The organism is Streptomyces zaomyceticus, from assembly GCF_014656215.1.
Lineage (GTDB): Bacteria > Actinomycetota > Actinomycetes > Streptomycetales > Streptomycetaceae > Streptomyces > Streptomyces zaomyceticus.
Genome location: NZ_BNBZ01000007.1, coordinates 1 through 20,605 on the forward strand (window position 1 = coordinate 1; position 20,605 = coordinate 20,605).

The following is a 20,605-nucleotide window of genomic DNA, read 5'->3' on the forward strand; positions in this document are numbered from 1 at the left end:
CGACCGGGCGGGGCCCCTTCGCGTACGTACGGAGGATCAGCGCTTGTGCTGGGCGTCCGCGACCGTGACCTCGACGCGCTGGAACTCCTTGAGCTCGCTGTAGCCCGTGGTGGCCATCGCGCGGCGCAGGGCGCCGAAGAAGTTCATCGAGCCGTCCGGGGTGTGCGACGGGCCCGCGAGGATCTCCTCGGTGGTGCCGACGATGCCCAGGTCGACCAGCTTGCCGCGCGGCACGTCCTCGTGGACGGCCTCCATGCCCCAGTGGTGGCCCTTGCCGGGCGCGTCCGTGGCACGGGCCAGCGGGGAGCCGATCATGACCGAGTCGGCGCCGCAGGCGATCGCCTTCGGCAGGTCGCCGGACCAGCCCACGCCGCCGTCGGCGATGACGTGCACGTACCGGCCGCCGGACTCGTCCATGTAGTCGCGGCGGGCCGCGGCCACGTCGGCGACCGCGGTCGCCATCGGGACCTGGATGCCGAGGACGTTGCGCGTGGTGTGCGCGGCGCCGCCGCCGAAGCCGACGAGGACACCCGCCGCGCCGGTGCGCATCAGGTGCAGGGCCGCGGTGTACGTGGCGCAGCCGCCGACGATGACCGGGACGTCGAGCTCGTAGATGAACTGCTTCAGGTTCAGCGGCTCGGACGCGCCCGAGACGTGCTCGGCCGAGACCGTCGTGCCGCGGATGACGAAGATGTCCACGCCGGCGTCGACGACGGCCTTGGAGAACTGCGCGGTGCGCTGCGGGGAGAGCGCGGCGGCGGTGACGACACCGGAGTCGCGCACCTCCTTGATGCGCTGCCCGATCAGCTCTTCCTTGATCGGGGCGGAGTAGATCTCCTGCAGACGGCGGGTCGCGGTCGCCTCGTCCAGCTCGGCGATCTCGTCGAGGAGCGGCTGCGGGTCCTCGTACCGGGTCCAGAGGCCCTCAAGGTTCAGGACGCCCAGGCCGCCCAGCTCGCCGATACGGATGGCGGTCTGCGGCGAGACGACCGAGTCCATCGGGGCGGCCAGGAACGGCAGCTCGAACCGGTAGGCGTCGATCTGCCAGGCGATCGAGACCTCCTTCGGGTCCCGGGTGCGCCGGCTCGGAACGACGGCGATGTCGTCGAACGCGTACGCCCTGCGGCCGCGCTTGCCGCGCCCGATCTCGATCTCAGTCACGATGTGTGGCCTTTCCCTCTACGTCTGCGCCTACCAGTATCCCCGACACAAGCGTGAGGGGCGGTTCCGGCCACATGCCGGAACCGCCCCCACGCGTCGCGCTGTGTTACTTCCTGCTGTAGTTCGGCGCCTCGACCGTCATCTGGATGTCGTGCGGGTGGCTCTCCTTGAGGCCCGCCGAGGTGATCCGGACGAACCGGCCGTGCGCCTGGAGCTCCGGAACCGTGCGGCCGCCGACGTAGAACATCGACTGACGCAGACCGCCCACCAGCTGGTGGACGACGGCCGAGAGCGGGCCGCGGTAGGGCACCTGGCCCTCGATGCCCTCGGGCACGAGCTTCTCGTCGGAGGCGACGCCCTCCTGGAAGTAGCGGTCCTTGGAGAAGGAGCGCTGCTCGCCACGGGTCTGCATGGCGCCGAGCGAGCCCATGCCGCGGTACGACTTGAACTGCTTGCCGTTGATGAAGAGCAGCTCGCCCGGGGACTCCTCGCAGCCCGCGAGGAGCGAGCCGAGCATCACCGTGTCGGCGCCGGCCACGAGGGCCTTGGCGATGTCACCGGAGTACTGCAGTCCGCCGTCGCCGATGACCGGGACACCGGCCGCCTTGGCGGCGAGCGAGGCCTCGTAGATCGCGGTGACCTGCGGGACGCCGATGCCGGCGACGACGCGGGTGGTGCAGATGGAGCCGGGTCCGACGCCCACCTTGATGCCGTCGACACCGGCGTCGATGAGCGCCTGGGCGCCGTCGCGGGTGGCGATGTTGCCGCCGATGACGTCGACGGAGGAGTTCGACTTGATCTTGGCGACCATGTCGCCGACCAGCCGGGAGTGGCCGTGGGCGGTGTCGACGACGATGAAGTCGACGCCCGCCTCGATCAGGGCCTGGGCACGCTCGTACGCGTCGCCGGCGACACCGACGGCCGCGCCGACGAGCAGGCGGCCCTCCTTGTCCTTGGCGGCGTTCGGGTACTTCTCGGCCTTGACGAAGTCCTTGACCGTGATGAGGCCCTTGAGGATGCCCGCCTCGTCGACCAGCGGCAGCTTCTCGATCTTGTGGCGGCGGAGCAGCTCCATGGCGTCCACGCCGGAGATGCCGACCTTGCCGGTGACCAGCGGCATCGGGGTCATGACCTCGCGCACCTGGCGGCTGCGGTCGGTCTCGAAGGCCATGTCGCGGTTGGTGACGATGCCGAGCAGCTTGCCCGCCGGGTCGGTCACCGGGACGCCGCTGATGCGGAACTTGGCGCAGATCGCGTCGGCCTCGCCGAGCGTCGCGTCCGGGTGGACCGTGATCGGGTCGGAGACCATGCCGGACTCGGAGCGCTTCACCAGATCGACCTGGTTGGCCTGGTCGGCGATGGAGAGGTTGCGGTGCAGAACACCGACACCGCCCTGTCGCGCCATGGCGATCGCCATGCGGGACTCGGTGACCTTGTCCATGGCGGCGGAGAGCAGCGGGATGTTCACCCGCACGTTCTTCGAGATGTACGAGGCGGTGTCGATCTGGTCGGGCGCCATGTCGGACGCGCCCGGCAGAAGCAGCACGTCGTCGTAGGTCAGCCCGAGTGTCGCGAATTTCTCGGGCACTCCGTCGACGTTTGCAGTCATGACACCTTCCCCAAATGGCCTTGATCGGTGCGGATGTCCATGCTAACGGGCCGAAGCGGTGTCTCATTCCACGATCAAGATCAGCCGCAAGCTTTGGACGTTCCCACGTGTACGAAAGGGCTCAAAGACCCCGGCAACACTTACTGGTCGGCCATCGCCCACCCTGGTCGGTGCGCGCGGCCCACCCGTCGCTACTGCTCCGCCAGCGCCCTGAGCCGGCTGAGCGCGCGGTGCTGCGCGACCCGGACGGCCCCCGGCGACATGCCGAGCATCTGCCCGGTCTCCTCGGCGGTCAGTCCGACCGCGACACGGAGCACGAGCAGTTCGCGCTGGTTCTCCGGGAGATTGGCGAGCAGCTTCTTGGCCCACTCGGCGTCGTCGCTGAGGAGCGCGCGCTCCTCGGGGCCGAGGGAGTCGTCGGGCCGCTCGGGCATCTCGTCGGAGGGCACGGCCGTGGACCCCGGGTGCCGCATGGCGGCCCGCTGGAGGTCGGCGACCTTGTGCCCGGCGATGGCGAAGACGAAGGCCTCGAAGGGCCTGCCCGTGTCCTTGTAGCGCGGCAGCGCCATCAGGACGGCGACGCAGACCTCCTGGGCCAGGTCCTCGACGAAGTGCCGGGCGTCGCCCGGCAGCCGGTTGAGCCGGGTGCGGCAGTACCGCAGGGCGAGCGGGTGAACCCGCGCGAGCAGGTCGTGCGTGGCCTGCGCGTCGCCTTCGACCGCGAGTCGGACGAGCGCGCCGATCTCCCCCTGCCCGGCAGGCATGGGGGAACCCACGGTCTCGTCGTCGCGCATCGCTCCATGGTGCCCCGACGCCTCGGCGTTCGTGGCACCGCGTCCGTAGTTGTGCACCGAAGCGTTATGAGCAGGTGCGCCGGAACTCATCTCCCGCGCCCTCCCCTCCCGCTCGATCGACTCGTCCCCGAGGAACTCCACATCTCAAGGATGCGGCATTCCGCGGGGAAGTGACACAAGCCCACCCCGTCCACCCCACGACGGGCGCGGACGAGGACGGGGATATGGCCGGTGACCTGCGACTCAGCGGACCAGGCCCCAGCGGAATCCGAGGGCGACGGCGTGCGCCCGGTCGGAGGCGCCCAGCTTCTTGAAGAGACGCCGGGCGTGTGTCTTGACCGTGTCCTCGGAGAGGAAGAGTTCGCGGCCGATCTCCGCGTTGGACCGGCCGTGGCTCATGCCTTCGAGAACCTGGATCTCGCGCGCGGTGAGGGTGGGCGCGGCGCCCATCTCGGCCGAACGGAGCCGGCGCGGGGCGAGCCGCCAGGTCGGGTCGGCCAGCGCCTGGGTGACGGTGGCCCGCAGTTCGGCGCGCGAGGCGTCCTTGTGCAGATAGCCACGGGCACCCGCGGCGACCGCGAGCGCGACGCCGTCGAGGTCCTCGGCGACCGTGAGCATGATGATGCGGGCGCCGGGGTCCGCGGAGAGCAGCCGGCGGACGGTCTCCACGCCGCCCAGACCGGGCATGCGTACGTCCATCAGAATCAGGTCCGAGCGGTCCGCGCCCCAGCGGCGGAGGACTTCCTCGCCGTTGGCCGCGGTGGTCACGCGCTCGACACCGGGCACGGTCGCGACCGCCCGGCGGAGCGCCTCTCGGGCAAGCGGGGAGTCGTCGCAGACGAGGACGGATGTCATGCCTGACCTCCGCGGCTCTCGCAGCTGTAGCGCGTCACCTTGAGCCTCCAGGGCTGTACGTAATCGTCACCTGTGCGATTGACGCTCTCGGACACCTGCCCGATCGCTTGTTCCTTCAACCGCCTCCGCACACTCAACGACGGTCACTCGAAAGAGTTACGGGTCGGACGGCAGCGTTCGGCACTCTACGTGAGGGGCCGCGCACGGAGGAGAGCGACGCGGCCCTTCTGCCCAGAAGCGAAAGCTATGCACCATTTAGCCGGTTTTCTTCCCTTTTCGCGGTGTCTGTGGCTAGATTCGCAATGAGTCATATTTACATCTACTTAGACAGTAGGTGTACCGACCCGGACCCGTCGGGGCCCGAGGAGCCCCGGCCATCAGCCATCCACCCGCCCACCTATCCGTTCGACACGGTTTCAAGGGGACAAGCGCAATGGCAGATTTCTCCCGCCTTCCCGGACCCAACGCCGATCTGTGGGACTGGCAACTGCTCGCGGCCTGCCGCGGAGTCGACAGCTCCCTGTTCTTCCACCCCGAGGGAGAGCGCGGCGCGGCACGGAGTGCGCGTGAGAACTCGGCGAAAGAGGTCTGCATGCGGTGCCCGGTGCGCGCGGAGTGCGCGGCACACGCACTCGCCGTGCGGGAGCCCTACGGCGTATGGGGCGGCCTCACCGAGGACGAACGCGAAGAGCTCATGGGACGCGCGCGCAATCGCCTGATCACAGCGGCGCCACCGACGGCGTCGGTCGCGTCCGTGACATCGATGACGACATCGGCGTCGGCAGCCGGCCGGCCGATTGTGGAGCGCATGTGAAGGAACGTTTCTTCAGCTAAGCGACGACCAGCGATCACCCGCGGGGCGCGCAGGACGCCGCCCCTCGGGCGAGCAGGACAGCATCGGCCGCGCACCGCGCGCGCCGCACGGCGACCACGCGCGCGTGGCGGCGCGGAGGAAACCGCCGCCCACGCGCGTGGCCGTGCGCGTGAGGACGGCCGCGCGCGCGGCCGTACCGGTGAAGGCGGCGGCGCGCCCGGCCGAACGGCTCAGACCTTGCGCGCGCGGCCGAACGACTCAGACCCTTGCGCGCGGGCTCGGACCTTGCGCGCCCGGCCGTACGGCTCGGACGCCTACGTGCGCGCGCCGAACGGCTCAGGCGCCCGCGCGCGTGGCCGTGCGGGTGGCCGTGCGGGTCAGCTCGTCGAGCGTGGCGGCGACCGCCGGGACCTGTGCGAGGTCGGGCAGCGTCAGGGCCACGATCTCCCGCTCCACGGCCGGCTCCACGGCCACGGTCCGCGCCCCCCTGGGCCGTACGGACTCGATGGCCAGCTCCGGCAGGACGGCCACGCCGAGCCCCGCGCCGACCAGGCCCACCACGGCCGGGTAGTCGTCGGTGGCGAAGTCGATACGGGGGGTGAAGCCCGCCTCCTCGCAGACGTCCACCAGCTGCCGGCGGCAGCGCGGGCAGCCCGCGATCCAGGACTCCTCGGCGAGTTCGGCGATGCCCACGGACCCGGCGCCGGCGAGCCGGTGCCCCTCGGGGACCAGGCCCACCAGCCGGTCGGCGAGGATCGGCCGGACGACCAGGTCGTCCCACTCGGCCTGCCCCGCCCCGTACCGGAAGGCGAGGGCCACGTCGCAGTCACCCTCGCGGAGCATCTCGATCGAGCGCGGCGGCTCGGCCTCGACGAGGGAGACACGGGTGCCGGGATGCGCGGCCCGCAGCGCGGCGAGCGCGGTGGGGACGAGCGTGGAACTGCCGCTGGGGAAGGAGACGAGCCGGACCCGGCCGGCCCGGAGCCCGGCGATCGCGGCGACCTCCTCCTCGGCGGCGGTGAGCCCGGCGAGGATGCCGGAGGCGTGGCGGACCAGGACCTCACCGGCCTGGGTGAGGCGCATCTCGCGTCCGGTGCGGATGAGCAGCGGGGTGCCCGCGGAGGCTTCGAGGGCCTTCATCTGCTGGCTGACGGCGGGCTGGGTGCAGCCGAGTTCGCGCGCGGCGGCCGAGAAGGAGCCGGTGGCGGCGACGGCCCGCAGGACGCGGAGGTGACGTGCCTCGATCATGCGCTCCAGCATAAGCGAATCTTGGATTCAGCGCCGAATATTCGCCTACGGCTTTGAGATGCCTGCCCGTAAAGTGCCTCCATGACCTTGCTCAGTGTGAACGTGGGCCGCGCCAGGGCCGTGGACTACACCGAAGCCGCCTCCGGCCTCACCGCCATCGACAAGCGCCCCGTCGACGGGCCCGTGCGGATCGAGGCCCCCGGGGTGCCCGGTGTCGGGACGAGCGGGCTCGCCGGGGACACGGTCTGCGACCTGCGGTTCCACGGCGGCAACGACCGCGCCGCGTACGCCTTCGCCCGCGAGGACCTGGACCGCTGGGAGCGGGAGCTCGGCCGGGAGCTCGCCAACGGCTCCTTCGGCGAGAACCTCACCACCCGCGGTCTCGACGTGAACGGCGCCCTGATCGGCGAGCGGTGGCGCATCGGCGAGGAGGTGGTCCTGGAGGTGACCGGCGGCCGTATCCCCTGCCGTACGTTCGCGGGCTTCCTCGAGGAGAAGGGCTGGGTCAAGCGGTTCACGCAGTCCGAGGCCGGTCCCGGCGCGCTGCTGCGGGTGATCGTGCCGGGCGAGATCCGCGCCGGGGACCCGATCACGGTCGTCCACCGGCCCGACCACGACATCACCGTCGCGCTGCTGCACCGCGCCGCGACCGTCGAACGCACTCTGCTGCCCGGCACCCTGGTCGCCGCCGAGTGGATGGAGTCGGGACTCCTCGCGCTCGCACGCCAGTACACGGAGAAGTACGCCCGCGCGTAGGCACCGGTACGCGGAGAAGTGCGTCCGGCGCGCCGCGCACGACGCCCTCGCGTAGTCGCCCGTACGCGGAGAATGACGCCCGCCCGCCCTCGTCGGCGGGCGGGGTGGCCGCCCGGGCGGGGCCGGTGGACGGGGCACTACCGTGCCCGTATGACGACTGCACTGATTACGGGCGCCACCGCGGGCATCGGGGCCGCCTTCGCACGGAGACTCGCGGCGGACGGCCACGATGTCGTGCTCGTGGCACGGGACATGAAGCGACTCCGGGAGCAGGCGACCGAGCTGCACGACCGGCACGGCGTCGAGGCCGAGGTGCTCGCGGCGGACCTCGCCGAGGAGAAGGGCATCGCCGCCGTCGAGGCCCGGCTCTCGGACCCGAAGCAGCCGGTGGACATGCTGGTGAACAACGCCGGCTTCGGCAACAAGGGCCGCTTCCTCGAAGTGTCCATGGCCGACGAGTTGAAGATGCTCACGGTGCACTGCGAGGCGGTGCTGCGGCTGACCTCGGCCGCCGCCGCCTCCATGAAGGACCGCCACCGGGGCTCCGTGGTGAACGTCGCCTCGGTGGCGGCCTTCGTGCCCCGCGGCACGTACGGCGCCTCGAAGGCCTGGGTCGTGCAGTTCACCCAGGGCGCCGCCCGGGATCTGGCGGGCAGCGGCGTACGGCTGATGGCGCTCTGCCCCGGCTTCGTACGCACCGAGTTCCACGAGCGGGCCGGGATGGGGACCGACAACATCCCGGGCTGGATGTGGCTCGACGCGGACAAGCTGGTGACGGCGGCCCTCGGGGACCTGGAGCGGGGGAAGACGCTGTCGATCCCCGACCCCCGCTACAAGGCCCTCATGGGTGTGGTGAAGCTCGCGCCGCGCGGGTTGCTCGGCGGGGTCTCCTCCCGGGCGGGCCGCAAGTACGGTCCGAAGTGACGGCCGCGGCGTGTTAGTTCACGCCCGGCCCCTCGTACGCCCCGATGTTCGGAACCGACGTCGCCGACACGGCGTTTCCGAACCAGTCCCTGCCGCCGTTGTCCGCGACGAGCGTCCCGGCGGACAGGGCCGGGGAGCCCGCGGAGAGCCGGAGGTCGGGGCGGAGCAGCGGATCGGCTTCGACGCCGCCGGGGTTGGGACGGGTCATGGTGATGCCGTGGAAGAGGTTGTGGGAGAAGGAGAGCCCGGCGGTGGGGTTCTTGAAGGCGTAGCCGCCGCTCTCGCCCTCGTTGACGAAGATGTTGTTGCTGATCGACAGCTCGTGCTGGGTGGTGGCGGGGCTGCCGGCGTCGTCCTGGACGAGATGGGCGGGCACGGTGGTCCGGTTGACGAACGTGTTGTTGTGGATCCGGGTGTTGAGGATGGGTCCCCAGCAGTTCTGGATGAGCCGGGCCCCGTCGTCGACGCTGAGGTTGTAACGGACCACCGTGTCTAGGGTCTTGGCGCCGCTGTAGGGGCAGATCAGCAGGAAGCCGCCCTGGTTGTCGTGGCTGTGGTTGTACTGGAAGACCGTGCCCTTCGAGGCTCCGTCGGCGTCGAAGGACATGCCGTCCTTGGTGCCGCCGCCGCCCGAGACCTCGTTGTACTCGACGACGGTGTCGTCGGTGTTGAAGGTCCAGATACCGGCGTTGGCGGCCTTGGAGCGGAGCTGGAAGCCGTCGAGGCGGTTGTGGTCGATCCGGGCGCCGCTGGTGGTGTCGATCTTGATGCCGTCACCGGCGAGCGAGGTCAGGGTGTTGTGGTGGATCCGCACGTTGCGGCTCGGGGTCCAGGCGCCGGGGTAGGCGTTCGGGTCCTGCTGGTTGCCGACCAGGTCGCGCTTGGAGAAGCGGGACTTGAAGTAGATGCCCTCGCGGTCGACGTCCCGGATGTCGTTGTGGTGGACGGTCAGGCCGTCGTACCAGCTGGGGACGGTGGTGCCCTCGACGGCGATGTGGATCGCGCTGGAGCCGGTGAGGGTCTTGAAGTCGCCGCCGCGCACGTCGTGGATCGACAGGTGGTCGAGGGTGATGCCCTTCGCGGCGCCGAAGTCGGCGAGCCGGAGGCGGACGCCGTTGCGCTCGCTGCCGGGGGCGGCCGCGTTGGTGATCTCCAGAGCGGTGAGGCGCAGGTACTGGGTGTTGGCGAGGAGGACGGCGTCGTGGGCGCCATTTCCGTCGATCACGGCACGGGTCGGGGCGGTCCCGTAGTCGGCGATGGTGAAGGGCCGGGCGGCCGAGCCTGAGCCCCGGGGCTGAAGGGTGCCGACGCAGGTGGTGCCGCGCTTGAGGAGGAGCCGGTCACCGGGGCCGTAGGCGTGGGCGTTGGCCTCGGCGAGGCTGGTCCAGGGGCGCCGGGCACTGCCGTCGCCGGGGTTGGTGGCCGAACAGTCGACGTGGTGGCGGTGACCGGGCGGGGGCGCGGCCTGGGCGGGGGCGGCCGCGAGGAGGGACAGGGTCAGGGCGGCGAGCGCGGTGTACGTACGGCGCTGGGTCACAGATCCTCCGGTTCGGGGGCGTCGCGGGGGTCGGGATCGTGGTGGGGGTCGGGATCCTCGTGGGGGTCGGGGGCGTCGAGCGCGTCCAGGTCCAGTCGGGCGGTGGTTCCGTTCCCCCAGGTCACCCGCAGGGTGCGGCCGGTGACCCGGACGTTCGCGAGCTCGGCCACGGGGGCCGGGTCGGGCTCGGCGGTCAGTGAGGCGAGGGCCACGAAGAGGGCGGCCGGGCCGCCGGTGACGCCGTGCAGGGCGAGGGTGCGACTGCCGGGGCCCTGAAGGGTTTCCCCGGTGGGGAGTTCGACGGCCCCGCCGTCCGCGGGATAGCCGTGGACCGGGTGGAGCTGGGCCGACGGCCCTTCGGGGGTGGTGGCCCAGCCGGTCTGCCGTACGGGGGTCCCCTCCGGGGCGCCGAGGACGAGATGGGCGCGGACCTCGGCGCGGCCGTGGGCGAGGGTCGCGGAGAGGACCCGGACGCCGGGGTGGGGAGTGTGCCGGGAGGCGGCCCAGCCGGGCCCGGTGCCGGCGGGGACGGCGGGTCCCCGGTGGGTGGGCCTCCCTTCGACGACCAGCGCGAAGTGGTTGTCGGCGGGGGTCTCGCCGGTGGTGGGTCCGGTGCGGGTGGAGTAGGCCTGCCGGGCGTAGCCGGGGTCGTCCTCGCCCGCCTCGGCGCTGTGCACATGGTTGCTGCCGTGGTTGTGGAGCCGTACGAGTCCGTCGGCGGCGGTGGTCTGGACGAGCAGCCCGGCCGGGGCGAAGGGGCGGACGGTGTCGGCGCGTTCGGCGGGCAGGGGTTCCTCGGGGTCGTTCCAGGCGGGGTGGTCCGCGGGCAGGAGGAGACCGAGGAACCCCTTGGACGCCCAGTAGGGGGAGCCGGGCCCCGAGTACTCCTGGACGAGCGGCGGGTACGGGCCGTGCCAGCCGAGGGTGAGGAGTCCGTTCGCGTCGGTGGCACCGCGGTCGAGGAAGTGCCGCAGGGTCCCGGAGGCGAGGCGGCGGGTGGCGCCGGGGGTGAGCGGGGTGTGCCCGGTGAGGGTGCCGAGCCAGGGTGCGGCGGCCGCGGCGAAGCGGTAGATCAGGGACCGCCCGTACGGGAGGGGGGCTCCGTCGGCGTCGAAGAGATGGACGTAGTCGTCGAGATGGGCGCGCAGCCGGGACCCGTAGCGGTCGAGGAGTTCCCGGTCGCCGGCGAGGTGGGCGTGGAGGACGGGGTAGAAGTGCAGGGCCCAGGCGTTGTAGTGGTCGAAGGCGCGGTTGTCGCCGTCGCTGTACCAGCCGTCGCCGAGGTACCAGTCGTCCACGCGGGCGAGGGAGCGGGCGATCGTGGCGGCGGCCCGGTCGGTGTCGATGCCGGCGTCCTGGAGGAAGCCGGCGACGGTGAGGCCGAAGAGCCACCAGTTGTTGTCGACGGGGGACGGGCCGAGGGCGGGGCGGAGCCAGTCGGCGACCTGTCGGCGGGTGCGGTCGTCGAGCCGGTCCCAGAGCCAGGGGCGGGTGAGGCGGAGGCCGAGGGCGACGGAGGCCGCCTCGACGATCGCCTGGCGGGTGTCGGTGGTGAGGGGCCAGGAGTCGGGGCCTTCGGTGCCGGGCTTCGCCGTGCCCGCCGCGAGGCCCTCGGCGTAGCGGTCGAGGTGCCCGTACGGGTCCTCCCCCTTGGCGCCGGCGACGCGGAGGGCGGCGAGGAGGAAGGTGCGGGCCCAGCCCTCCAGGCCGTCGGAGCGCGCTCCGGACCAGCTGGGGCGGGGTCCCGGCAGGTCGATCAGTCCGTGCCGCGGCGAGGCGAACGGCCGTACCGCCAGAAGGAGTCGGTCGGCCGTGGTCTCCCAGTGGGCACGGGTCCAGCCGGTGTACGGGCTGAGCTCACGGTTCTCGGGCGGCGTGGGCATGATGCTCCCTGAGGCTCCCTGCGGTGACGTCTGCGTCGCCGGGAATCCTGAACAGGCTCCGATCGAACGTCAAGAGAATCGGAGCGAATGATCGAAACTCCTACCGTTCGATCATTCGGGGCCGGATGTGAACTAGGGTCGGGGAACCACCACCACCGCGAGGGGGAACTGCGCCGTGCGCGAGAGTGCTGCCGAACGACACGACCGACTGCTGGCCCTGGTGCGCGAGCGCGGCACCGCCCGCGTCGCCGAGCTGGCCGAGCGGCTCGGGGTCTCCCCCGTCACCGCCCGCCGGGACGTCGAGCTGCTGGCCGGCCGGGGCCTGCTCGACCGGGTGCACGGTCAGGTGTCCTGGCCCCGGTCACAGGGCGCGCCGGGCGGCGGACGGAGCGGCGAGGGCCTGGTGCTCGGCCTGCTCGCCCCCTCCGCCACGTACTACTTCGCCGAGGTCATCCGGGGCGCCCACGAGGCGGCCGCCCGCGCCGGGGCCCGCCTGGTCCTGCGCGTCTCGGACTACCGCCCGGAGGAGGACCGGGCCCGCACCGAGGGGCTGCTCGCGGCCGGCGCCGAGGGCGTGCTCGTCGCGCCCGGCTGGCGGGGGCCCGAGGACCTGCTCGCGTACGGGGACTGGCTGGCGGAACTCCCCGTACCGGCGGTGCTCCTGGAGCGCCGGGCCGAGCCGGGCAGCCCGCTCGACGGCCTCGACCGGGTCGCCTCCGACCACGGCCACGGCGTCCTGCTCGCCCTGCGCCATCTGCTCTCCCTCGGCCACGCGACGCCGCTGCTCGTGGCCCGCAGGGACTCCCCGACCGCGCTCGCGGTGCGCACCGGCTACGCCGAGGCGCTGGGGACGCTCGGCCTGGAGGAGCCGCGGCCGGTGATCGACTCCGTGCCCGCCGAGGCGGACCCGGAGGGCTTCGAGCGGGCGGTGCGCGCGCTGCACGAGGCGGTCGGTTCGGGGCTGGCGAGCGCGGCCCTGGTGCACAACGACGTGGACGCGATCGAGATCGTGCAGCGCCTCGCCGAGCTGGGCGTACGGGTGCCGCAGGACCTGGCCCTGATCGCCTACGACGACGAGGTCGCGGCGCTCGCCGACACCCCGCTGACGGCGGTGGCGCCGCCCAAGCGGCAGGTGGGGCGGCATGCCACCGAACTCCTGGTGGAGCGGCTGACCGAGGGTCCCGACGAGGACGCGGCGCGTCGCCATCTGGGCCTGCTGCCCCGGCTGCGGGTGCGGGACTCGTGCGGGGCGCGCACGACGCCGTCCGCCTGAGCCCCCGTCGGCTCGTTTCTGATCTTTTTTCGATCAATCAATCTTTCGCTCTTGACTTCGGTCATGAACGGTCACAGGATCACGGCCACAACCTCCCAGCCGCCCGCCCCCAGGAGTCGTGCCGTGACCCGTAGTTGGAGCAGAACGTCCCGTGTCATAGCCGGCACCGCCACCGCCCTCGCCGTACTCACGGCGTGCGGCGGCAGCGGTGACGACACCGCGAACAAGCCCTCCGGGCCCGTGACCATCACCTTCTGGGGCTGGGCCAAGGGCTCCAAGGACGTCGTGGACGCCTTCAACGCCTCCCACACCGACATCCAGGTGAAGTTCGAGGAGATCCCCTCCGGCACCGCCGGCGGCTACGCCAAGATCTCCAACGCCGTGAAGGCCGGCAACGCCCCCGACCTCGTCTCCATCGAGTACTCCTCGCTCCCCGAGTTCGTGAGCTCCGGCGCCCTCCAGGACATCGGCGGCGAGTTCACCGAGGCCGACCGCGCCAAGCTCCTCCCGCAGACCGTCGAACTCACCACCCTCGGCGGCAAGTCCTGGGCCGTCCCGTTCGACGCCGCCCCGCAGGCCTTCTTCTACCGCAAGGACCTCTTCGCGAAGTACAAGGTCCAGGTCCCCACCACCTGGGACGAGTTCAGGAAGGCCGCCGAACAGGTCAAGAAGGCCGACGCCAAGGCCCGTATCGGCACCTTCTTCCCGGACGACCCCACCACCTTCGAGGCGATGGCCTGGCAGGCCGGCGCCCAGTGGTTCAAGGCCGAGAACGACACCTGGAAGATCGACACCACCGACGCGGCCACCACCAAGGTCACCGACTACTGGCAGGGCCTCCTCGACGCCGGGCTCGTCCACAAGAACGCCTCCTTCAGCCCCGAGTGGACCGGCTCCCTCAAGAACGGCACCACCATCGGCTACCTCGGCGCCTCCTGGGGCGCGGGCGTCCTCAAGGGCACCCTGCCCGAGCAGAACGGCAAGTGGGCCGTCGCCCCCATGCCCAGCTGGGACGGCAAGCCCGCCAGCGGCATGCTCGGCGGCACCTCCTTCGCCGTGACCAAGGACAGCAAGCAGAAGGCCGCCGCCGTCACCTTCGCCGAATGGATGTCCACCACCGAGGACGGGGTCAAGGCCCGGATCGCCTCCGGCACCTCCTCCGCCTTCCCGGCCGCCGCCGCACTGCGCCCCGTCGCCAAGAAGGCCTTCGACGCGCGCTACTACGGCGGCCAGGACATCTACGCCCTCTTCGAGGCCGCGGGCGCGTCCATCAGCCCCAACTGGGCCTGGGGGCCGACCACCGGCACCACCAACACCACCATCAAGGACAACTTCGGCAAGATCACCCAGGGCGGCCCCGGCATCGCCGACGCCGTCAAGGCCGGTCACGACGCCACCGTCGCCGAACTCACCAAGCGCGGCCTGAAGGTCGAGGGCTGACCGGATGAAGGCCCGCACCCGCGCCGCCACGATCCTGCTGACCCCCTTCTTCCTGCTGTTCACCGCGGTGATGGTGGTGCCGATCGGATACGCGGTCTGGCTCAGCCTCTTCACCGAGAAGCAGTCCGGACTGGGCTTCGGCGGCACCGAGACCGTCTTCACCGGCCTCGACAACTACACCGCGGCGCTGGGTGACCGGGCCTTCCGCGAGGGCTTCGGCGTCCTGCTCGGATACTGCCTGCTCTACATCCCGCTGCTGCTCGCCGGGGCCCTCGGCCTCGCCCTCCTGCTCGACTCGGCGCTCGCCCGCGCCCGCCGCTTCTTCCAGCTCGCGCTGTTCCTGCCGCACGCGGTGCCCGGCATCATCGCCGCACTGATCTGGGTCTACCTCTACACGCCCCAGCTCAGCCCGGTCGTCCAGGCCATGGAGGCCGGCGGCATCGGCTTCGACTTCTTCTCCCCCGAAGGCGCCCTGCCCTCCGTCGTCAACATCGCCCTGTGGGAGTGGCTCGGCTACAACATGGTCATCTTCTACGCGGCCCTCCAGGCCATCGACCGCTCCGTCCTCGAAGCGGCCACCGTCGACGGGGCCGGCGCCTGGCGCATCGCCTTCTCCGTCAAGATCCCGCTCGTCAAGGCCTCGCTCGCGATGGTCGGCCTCTTCACGATCATCGGCTCCCTGCAGCTCTTCACCGAGCCGCTGATCCTCAACAAGGGCACCGGCTCCGCCGTCACCTCCACCTGGACGCCGAACATGTACGCCTACACCGCGGCCTTCGACCGCAACGACTACGGGCTCGCCGCCGCGGCGTCCGTACTCCTCGCCCTGACGGCGGCGCTGCTCTCCTTCGCCGTGACACGGCTGACCGGCCGCCGCAAGGCGGGAACGGCCCGGAAACCCGCGCCGGCCCGGAAGCCCGTGACCGCGCGGAAGGAGCGCACGGCATGAGCGGCACCCGCTCCCCCAACCGCTGGCTCTCGAAGACGGCCGTCAACGGCGCCCTCGTCCTCGCCGTCGTCTACATGCTCTTCCCACTGGTCTGGCTGCTCACCGCCGCCACCAAGGACGCCGGAGGGCTCCTCGCCGGAAACGCCTTCTCCTTCGAGGGCTTCGACCTCGGCGGCAACCTCTCCCGGCTCGCCGAGTACAACGACGGCATCTACTTCCACTGGTACCTGAACAGCCTTCTCTACGCCGGACTCGGCGCCCTGGCCTGCTCGCTCGTCAGCGTCGCCGCCGGATACGCCTTCCACGTCTACGACTTCCGGGGCAAGGAACAGCTCTTCGGCCTCGTCCTCCTCGGCGTGCTCGTCCCCACCACCGCGCTCGCCCTGCCGATGTACCTCCTGGCCAGCGAGGTCGGCGTCGTCAACACCTACTGGGCCGTCCTGATCCCCGTCCTCGTCAACCCCTTCGGCGTCTACCTGTCCCGGGTCTTCTGCGCCGGCTACATCCCCGACGAGGCCCTGGAGGCGGCCCGGATCGACGGGGCCGGCGAACTGCGGGTCTTCTGGTCCATCGGTCTGCGCATGGTGATGCCCGGCTTCGTGACCGTCTTCCTCTTCCAGTTCACCGCCGTATGGAACAACTTCTTCCTCCCCCTGGTGATGCTGTCGGACCAGAAGCTCTACCCCCTGAGCCTCGGCCTGTACGCGTGGAACAGCAACGCCCACGCCGAACCCGACTTCTACCCCCTCGTCGTCACCGGATCCCTGCTCGCCGTCGTCCCCCTCGTCGTCGCCTTCGTCTCCCTCCAGCGCCACTGGAAGGCCGGTCTGACGGCCGGCAGCGTCAAGTGAGGAGCACAGGTACCACGATGCACCCGACCACTGACAACCGCCCCGCGCTGCTGCTCGCCATGGGGGAAGGGGTGGCCGACCGCCTCCTCACGGCCGCCCACCGCACCCGCCTCGCGACCCTCACCCGCACCGACCCCCACCTCGTGGCCCACGACCTCACCACCCCCGACCCGCGCGTCGCCGCCGCCCTCGCCGAGGCCGAAATCCTCCTCACCTGCTGGGGAGCGACACCGCTCACCCCCGAGATCCTGGACCGCGCGCCGCGGCTCCGGGCCGTGATCCACGCGGCCGGCTCGGTCAAGCACCACATCACCGACGCCTGCTGGGACCGCGGCCTCCGCGTCACCTCGGCCGCCGCGGCCAACGCGCTGCCGGTCGCCGAATACACCCTCGCCGCGATCCTCCTCGCCGGAAAGCGGGTCCTCGGCTCGGCCCAGCGCTACGCCGAACTCCGCACCGACCACGCCTGGCTCACCGAGTCCGCCGCCTGGGGCAACTACCGCCGCACGGTCGGCGTCGTCGGCGCCTCCCGCATCGGCCGCAGGGTGATCGACCTGCTGCGCCCCTTCGACTTCGAGATCCTCCTGTACGACCCGTACGTCGACGTCCCGCCGCCCGGCGTGGAGCTGGTGACGGACCTCGACGACCTCTGCGCCCGCAGCACGGTCGTCTCGGTCCACGCGCCCCAACTCCCGTCCACGTACCGCATGATCGGCGCCGCGCAGCTCGCCGCGATGCCCGACGGCAGCACCCTGGTCAACACCGCCCGCGGCTCCCTCGTCGACGAGACCGCCCTCCTCCCCCACCTCCTCACGGGCCGCCTCCACGCCGTCCTCGACGTCACCGACCCGGAACTCCCCGCCCCCGACTCCCCGCTCTACGCCCTCCCGAACGTCCTGCTCACCCCGCATGTGGCGGGCTCCCTCGGCAACGAACTGCACCGGATGACGGATCAGGCGCTGGAGGAGGTGGGGCGGTACGTCCGGGGCGAACCGTTCGCGGAGGAGGTCAGGGCGTCAGACCTCCAGCGTTCGGCGTAGGCGGTCGGCCTCGTCGAGGACGAGGGGGATCGCCCCGGGCGCATGGTGGAGAACCGCGGGCAGGCCGTCGGACCAGGACCCGAGGTGCAGGGCGAGCGCCACGCACTCCCGGGCCCGGACCGGGTCGGGGTGGACGCGCGCCAGAGCGGCGTAGACGACGGCGCACCGGGGCCCGGAGGAGTGCAGTCCGCCGAGGAGCCGCTCCGCCCACTCATGGGCACCCTCCCGGACGAGGTTCCCGGCGACGGACAGCAGCAGCTCTTCGGCATGGCCGGGCACCGCCTCCCGGGCGTGGCGGCAGGCCTCCTCGTACGAGCCGAGGAGGACGAGGGCCTCGGCAACGTGTCGCGCCCAGTTACTCGGATGCGGCGGCGCGTCCTCCGCCAGGGCCCGGGCCACCAGGCGTTCCGCCTCCTCGCGCCGGCCCAGGGCGAGCAGCACGCGGACACGGTTCGGGAGGAGGTCGTCACCGAACCTGCCGGGCCGGACGGCGCCCGCCTCCGCGAGCCGGTGGGCCGCCTCGTGCCGCCGTCCGGCCCGCGCCAGCGCCACGGCCAGGGTCACGGACATCCGTGCCTGGTCGAACGAGCTGCCCTCCCGCAGCAGGAGCGCGGCCCGGTCCCAGTCCCCCGCCTCGGCCAGGCCTCGAACGGCCGCGTCCAGGGTCCGCCCGGAGGGCAGTCCGCCGCTGCGGGCCAGGCGGACCACCGCGTCGTGGTCCCCCTCCGCGAGACGGGCCTCGATCAGGGTCCCCGTCCACAGGGTCCAGGTCGTGCAGTCCCGGCGGGTGGCCAGCTCCTCCGCACGGTCCACCTCGCCCACCGCCACCAGCGCGGCGGCGAACCGCGGGGCCCGGTCGTCCGCCCGGTGGGGTGCGGCCACGGCCAGCAGGGACCGCGCCGCCGGGAGGTCCGCACCCGCCAGAGCGCGCGCCACCCCGATGAGCGTCTCGGCGATCGTCTCGGGACCGGGGGCCCGCAGCGTCCGTTCGGCCGCGACGAGCAGCTCCCGCGCCGCCGCCCGGTCGCCCATGTCCAGCAGGCCGTCCGCGATCCCCACGCTCACCACGGCGCCCTTCCGGGCGTCGTCCATGAGGGCCCGCGCCCGGTCGCGCCGGCCCGCGCGGCAGAGCTCCCGCGCGTACCCGGCGAGCAGATCCGCGTGCCACTCCCCGGCGAGACGGTCGAGGACCGCACCCGCCCCGTCGAGATCGCCCGCGCGGAGCCGGGCCTTCCCGAGCGTGACCCACAGTCGCACCGGGGCCGCGCGCTCCGACTCCTCCAGTACCGCCTCCGCCTCGTCGAGACGCCAGGCGGCGACGAGCCCCTCGGCGACCCGGTGGAGAATCCTGTCGCCCACCGCTCCGGGCACCTCGGCGGCGGCCTTCCGGGCCCTTTCCCAGAGACCGGCCTCGGCGAACTCGTCGCCCCACCGGCCGGGCCCCGGCTCGTGGAACAGTTCCCGGGTCCAGCGGTCGAGGAAGTCGAGCTCTCCCGCTGCGGCCAGCGCACGCGCCGTCCCGGACCTCTGGCGGGCCCTCGGCTTCGCGCGGACGCTCGCGAGCGCCTCGGAGCGGAGCGCGTCCGCCCGTTCCTCGTGGCCGCCGGCCCGCAGGGCCCGCGCGCCGTCGAGAAGCAGCTCGACGGCGTTGAACGCGTCCCGGGCGGCCGCCTCGCGCACGAGATGCTCGGCCTCCGCGGCGCGGTCGGCCGCGGCCAGCGCTCCCGCCACCCGCGCGACGGCCGCGACCCGGAGCAGGGAGTTCCCGTCCTCGGCGAGCGCGGCGGCCCTCTCGTACCACCCCGCCGCGCAGAGCGCGTCGAGGACGGGCGGCAGCAGGTGCTTGCGCACCATCGCGCTCTCGACGCCCCGCACGTGCCACACGTGCCGCTCGGCACGGTCCAGCTCACCGGCCGCGAGCAGCACCGGCACCAAGTACTCCGTCAGCAGGTCGCGTTCGGAGCGGATTCCCTCGGCCAGGACGAGTCCCTCGGCCTCCGTCACCAGCTCGTCGGCGGCCGGCCGGTCCCCCACCTCCAGCAGTCTGCGCGCGACGGCGCACAGCCCGTGCACCGTCTCCAGCCGGCCCTCGCTCCGGACCAGAGCCGTCGCCCGGTCGATGCGGCCCGCCGCCGCCCATGCCGCCGCCAGCTCGACCGGGGTGTCACCGGCGCGACGCGTCAGCTCGTCGCGCCGGAACGCGAGCAGCAGCATCGTCGTCACGAGCTCCGCCCGGTCGCCGCGTTCGAGGACCGCCTCGCCCGTCGCACGGACCTCCGCCAGTGCCTCGCCGACACCACCGGTCTCCTCCTGGAGCCGGTCGTGCCGCGCCGCGTCGAGGGCGCAGGCGAGCATCCGGTCCAGGTCCCCGGCCGTCCGCAGCATCGGGAAGTACCCGTGCAGGAGGTAGCCCGGAGTGCCGCCGGGCCAGCCGCGGGCCTGCCATTCCTCCGCCCAGGCGTGGAGCACCGCCCGCCACCGCTCCTGCTCGCGGAGGCCCAGCATGTCCCGGGCGCTCTCCGCGAGTTCCTCGTGCGCGAGCAGGTACGCCCCGCCCCGGACCGCGAAGGTCCTCCCCGGTCCCGTGCGGAGGACATCCCTGACCCGGTACGGCACCTCGTCCGTCAGCTCCACCAGGTCGTCCGCCGTCAGGCCGCCGCCCGCCGCCGTGAGAAGGGCGAGAAGCTCGTACGGGAGTCCGCCGCCGGCCATGAGGTGCTTCAGTTCGCGTTCCGCCTCCGTCCGGATCGCCCGCGCCTTCGGCGACGGTGCCAGGAGCCGGACGACCGCCGGATCGCGCAGCGGATGGTCCTCGCGGACGTCGGCCGGGACCGGGGGGTTGAGCCGGCCGGCCACGACGACCGGCAGGTCGTAAGGGAGGAGGGCGGCGATCGAGTGGGCGTCCGGGCCCGTCGTGACACCCCGGTCCTCGTCGAGGCCGTCGACGAGGAGGACCAGTCGCTCACCGCGCGCCGCGCAGGACGCCGCGGCCGCGGTGTACAGGCGCAGGAGGTGCGCCTCCCTGGTCGCGGCGGTCAGCAGCGTCGGCAGGCCCTCGCCCGCGAGCTCCGCCAGCTGCTCCAGGACGACGTCGACGTACGCGGAGACGTCGTTCTGGGAGCCGAGGCGGGCGGTGACGAAGAACGGCACGACCCGCACCCCGGCGGGCGGGTGGAGCGCGAACCAGGCCATGAGCGCCGTCTTCCCCGCCCAGGCGTCCGCCCGCCACCACCGGTACCCGTCCCCCGTACGGCAGAAGGCGGCCAGCTCGGCCAGCTCTTCCTCACGGCCGACGAGTTCGGGTGGGGCGATGCGCCGGACCTGCTTCCGGTACGCCGAGCGGACCGGGGCCCCGGTACCGAACACGACCTGATTGCCGTCGCCGATCACGACGACGCCCGACTCGTTGTCGACCGTGACCGGCCGCTCTCCCCCTGCCCCCGCCATGCACCCAACCTAGACTGGAAAGAT

16 protein-coding genes are annotated in these 20,605 nt (G+C 72.3%); 8 read left to right on the forward strand and 8 right to left on the reverse strand.

Annotated elements, in window-relative coordinates; translation table 11 throughout:
• Nucleotides 1–36 precede the first annotated feature (36 nt).
• The 4 genes from IE311_RS11705 to IE311_RS11720 all read right to left on the reverse strand — a co-directional run bounded on the left by IE311_RS11705 (nucleotide 37) and on the right by IE311_RS11720 (nucleotide 4,419).
• Nucleotides 37–1,161: a GuaB3 family IMP dehydrogenase-related protein gene (locus tag IE311_RS11705; protein WP_189831586.1), complete on the reverse strand. Its 1,125-nt coding sequence runs from the start codon at nucleotides 1,159–1,161 to the stop codon at nucleotides 37–39.
• A gap of 106 nt (nucleotides 1,162–1,267) precedes the next feature.
• Nucleotides 1,268–2,770, reverse strand: a complete 1,503-nt coding sequence (gene guaB / locus IE311_RS11710) for an IMP dehydrogenase (RefSeq protein ID WP_189831587.1) — start codon at nucleotides 2,768–2,770, stop codon at nucleotides 1,268–1,270.
• Nucleotides 2,771–2,961: 191 nt separating this feature from the next.
• Nucleotides 2,962–3,564: a sigma-70 family RNA polymerase sigma factor gene (locus tag IE311_RS11715; RefSeq protein WP_308439803.1), complete on the reverse strand. Its 603-nt coding sequence runs from the start codon at nucleotides 3,562–3,564 to the stop codon at nucleotides 2,962–2,964.
• Between the two features lie 243 nt (nucleotides 3,565–3,807).
• Complete coding sequence (locus IE311_RS11720) at nucleotides 3,808–4,419, reverse strand: response regulator transcription factor (RefSeq protein WP_003948568.1); 612 nt, start codon at nucleotides 4,417–4,419, stop codon at nucleotides 3,808–3,810.
• Between the two features lie 433 nt (nucleotides 4,420–4,852).
• On the opposite strand from IE311_RS11720, the gene IE311_RS11725 reads away from it, so the two are divergent.
• Nucleotides 4,853–5,233 (forward strand): WhiB family transcriptional regulator, encoded by a 381-nt coding sequence (locus IE311_RS11725; protein WP_189831588.1) that lies wholly within the window; start codon nucleotides 4,853–4,855, stop codon nucleotides 5,231–5,233.
• Between the two features lie 336 nt (nucleotides 5,234–5,569).
• Here the strand turns inward: IE311_RS11725 and IE311_RS11730 are convergent, their stop codons facing one another.
• Nucleotides 5,570–6,481, reverse strand: coding sequence for a LysR family transcriptional regulator (locus IE311_RS11730; protein ID WP_189831589.1), 912 nt, complete (start codon nucleotides 6,479–6,481; stop codon nucleotides 5,570–5,572).
• Between the two features lie 81 nt (nucleotides 6,482–6,562).
• On the opposite strand from IE311_RS11730, the gene IE311_RS11735 reads away from it, so the two are divergent.
• Both IE311_RS11735 and IE311_RS11740 read left to right on the forward strand, forming a co-directional pair.
• The gene (locus tag IE311_RS11735) at nucleotides 6,563–7,237 is read left to right on the forward strand and encodes an MOSC domain-containing protein (RefSeq protein ID WP_189831590.1); all 675 of its coding nucleotides are present in this window, start codon (nucleotides 6,563–6,565) and stop codon (nucleotides 7,235–7,237) included.
• A 150-nt stretch (nucleotides 7,238–7,387) separates the two neighbouring features.
• Complete coding sequence (locus IE311_RS11740; RefSeq protein WP_189831591.1) at nucleotides 7,388–8,161, forward strand: SDR family NAD(P)-dependent oxidoreductase; 774 nt, start codon at nucleotides 7,388–7,390, stop codon at nucleotides 8,159–8,161.
• Nucleotides 8,162–8,174: 13 nt separating this feature from the next.
• Here IE311_RS11740 and IE311_RS11745 read toward each other — a convergent pair whose 3' ends face one another.
• A complete protein-coding gene (locus IE311_RS11745) occupies nucleotides 8,175–9,698 on the reverse strand; it encodes a right-handed parallel beta-helix repeat-containing protein (protein WP_189831592.1) in 1,524 nt (507 codons plus the stop codon).
• Nucleotides 9,695–11,581, reverse strand: a complete 1,887-nt coding sequence (locus IE311_RS11750; RefSeq protein WP_189831593.1) for a DUF2264 domain-containing protein — start codon at nucleotides 11,579–11,581, stop codon at nucleotides 9,695–9,697. The genes IE311_RS11745 and IE311_RS11750 overlap by 4 nt, the downstream gene beginning before the upstream one ends.
• A gap of 175 nt (nucleotides 11,582–11,756) precedes the next feature.
• On the opposite strand from IE311_RS11750, the gene IE311_RS11755 reads away from it, so the two are divergent.
• The 5 genes from IE311_RS11755 (at nucleotide 11,757) to IE311_RS11775 (ending at nucleotide 17,134) form a co-directional block, all read left to right on the forward strand.
• On the forward strand, nucleotides 11,757–12,854 hold the full coding sequence (locus IE311_RS11755) for a LacI family DNA-binding transcriptional regulator (RefSeq protein WP_189831594.1): 1,098 nt from the start codon (nucleotides 11,757–11,759) through the stop codon (nucleotides 12,852–12,854).
• A gap of 123 nt (nucleotides 12,855–12,977) precedes the next feature.
• Nucleotides 12,978–14,294 carry an ABC transporter substrate-binding protein gene (locus IE311_RS11760; RefSeq protein ID WP_189831595.1) on the forward strand — a complete coding sequence of 439 codons (1,317 nt, stop codon included), beginning with the start codon at nucleotides 12,978–12,980 and terminating at the stop codon, nucleotides 14,292–14,294.
• A 4-nt stretch (nucleotides 14,295–14,298) separates the two neighbouring features.
• Nucleotides 14,299–15,243 (forward strand): carbohydrate ABC transporter permease, encoded by a 945-nt coding sequence (locus IE311_RS11765; protein WP_189831596.1) that lies wholly within the window; start codon nucleotides 14,299–14,301, stop codon nucleotides 15,241–15,243.
• Nucleotides 15,240–16,094 carry a carbohydrate ABC transporter permease gene (locus IE311_RS11770; RefSeq protein WP_189831597.1) on the forward strand — a complete coding sequence of 285 codons (855 nt, stop codon included), beginning with the start codon at nucleotides 15,240–15,242 and terminating at the stop codon, nucleotides 16,092–16,094. The genes IE311_RS11765 and IE311_RS11770 overlap by 4 nt, the downstream gene beginning before the upstream one ends.
• 17 nt (nucleotides 16,095–16,111) lie before the next feature.
• Nucleotides 16,112–17,134 (forward strand): hydroxyacid dehydrogenase, encoded by a 1,023-nt coding sequence (locus tag IE311_RS11775; RefSeq protein ID WP_189831598.1) that lies wholly within the window; start codon nucleotides 16,112–16,114, stop codon nucleotides 17,132–17,134.
• Here IE311_RS11775 and IE311_RS11780 read toward each other — a convergent pair.
• Complete coding sequence (locus IE311_RS11780; protein WP_189831599.1) at nucleotides 17,111–20,581, reverse strand: hypothetical protein; 3,471 nt, start codon at nucleotides 20,579–20,581, stop codon at nucleotides 17,111–17,113. The two genes, IE311_RS11775 and IE311_RS11780, sit on opposite strands and share 24 nt — an antisense overlap.
• Nucleotides 20,582–20,605: the final 24 nt, after the last annotated feature.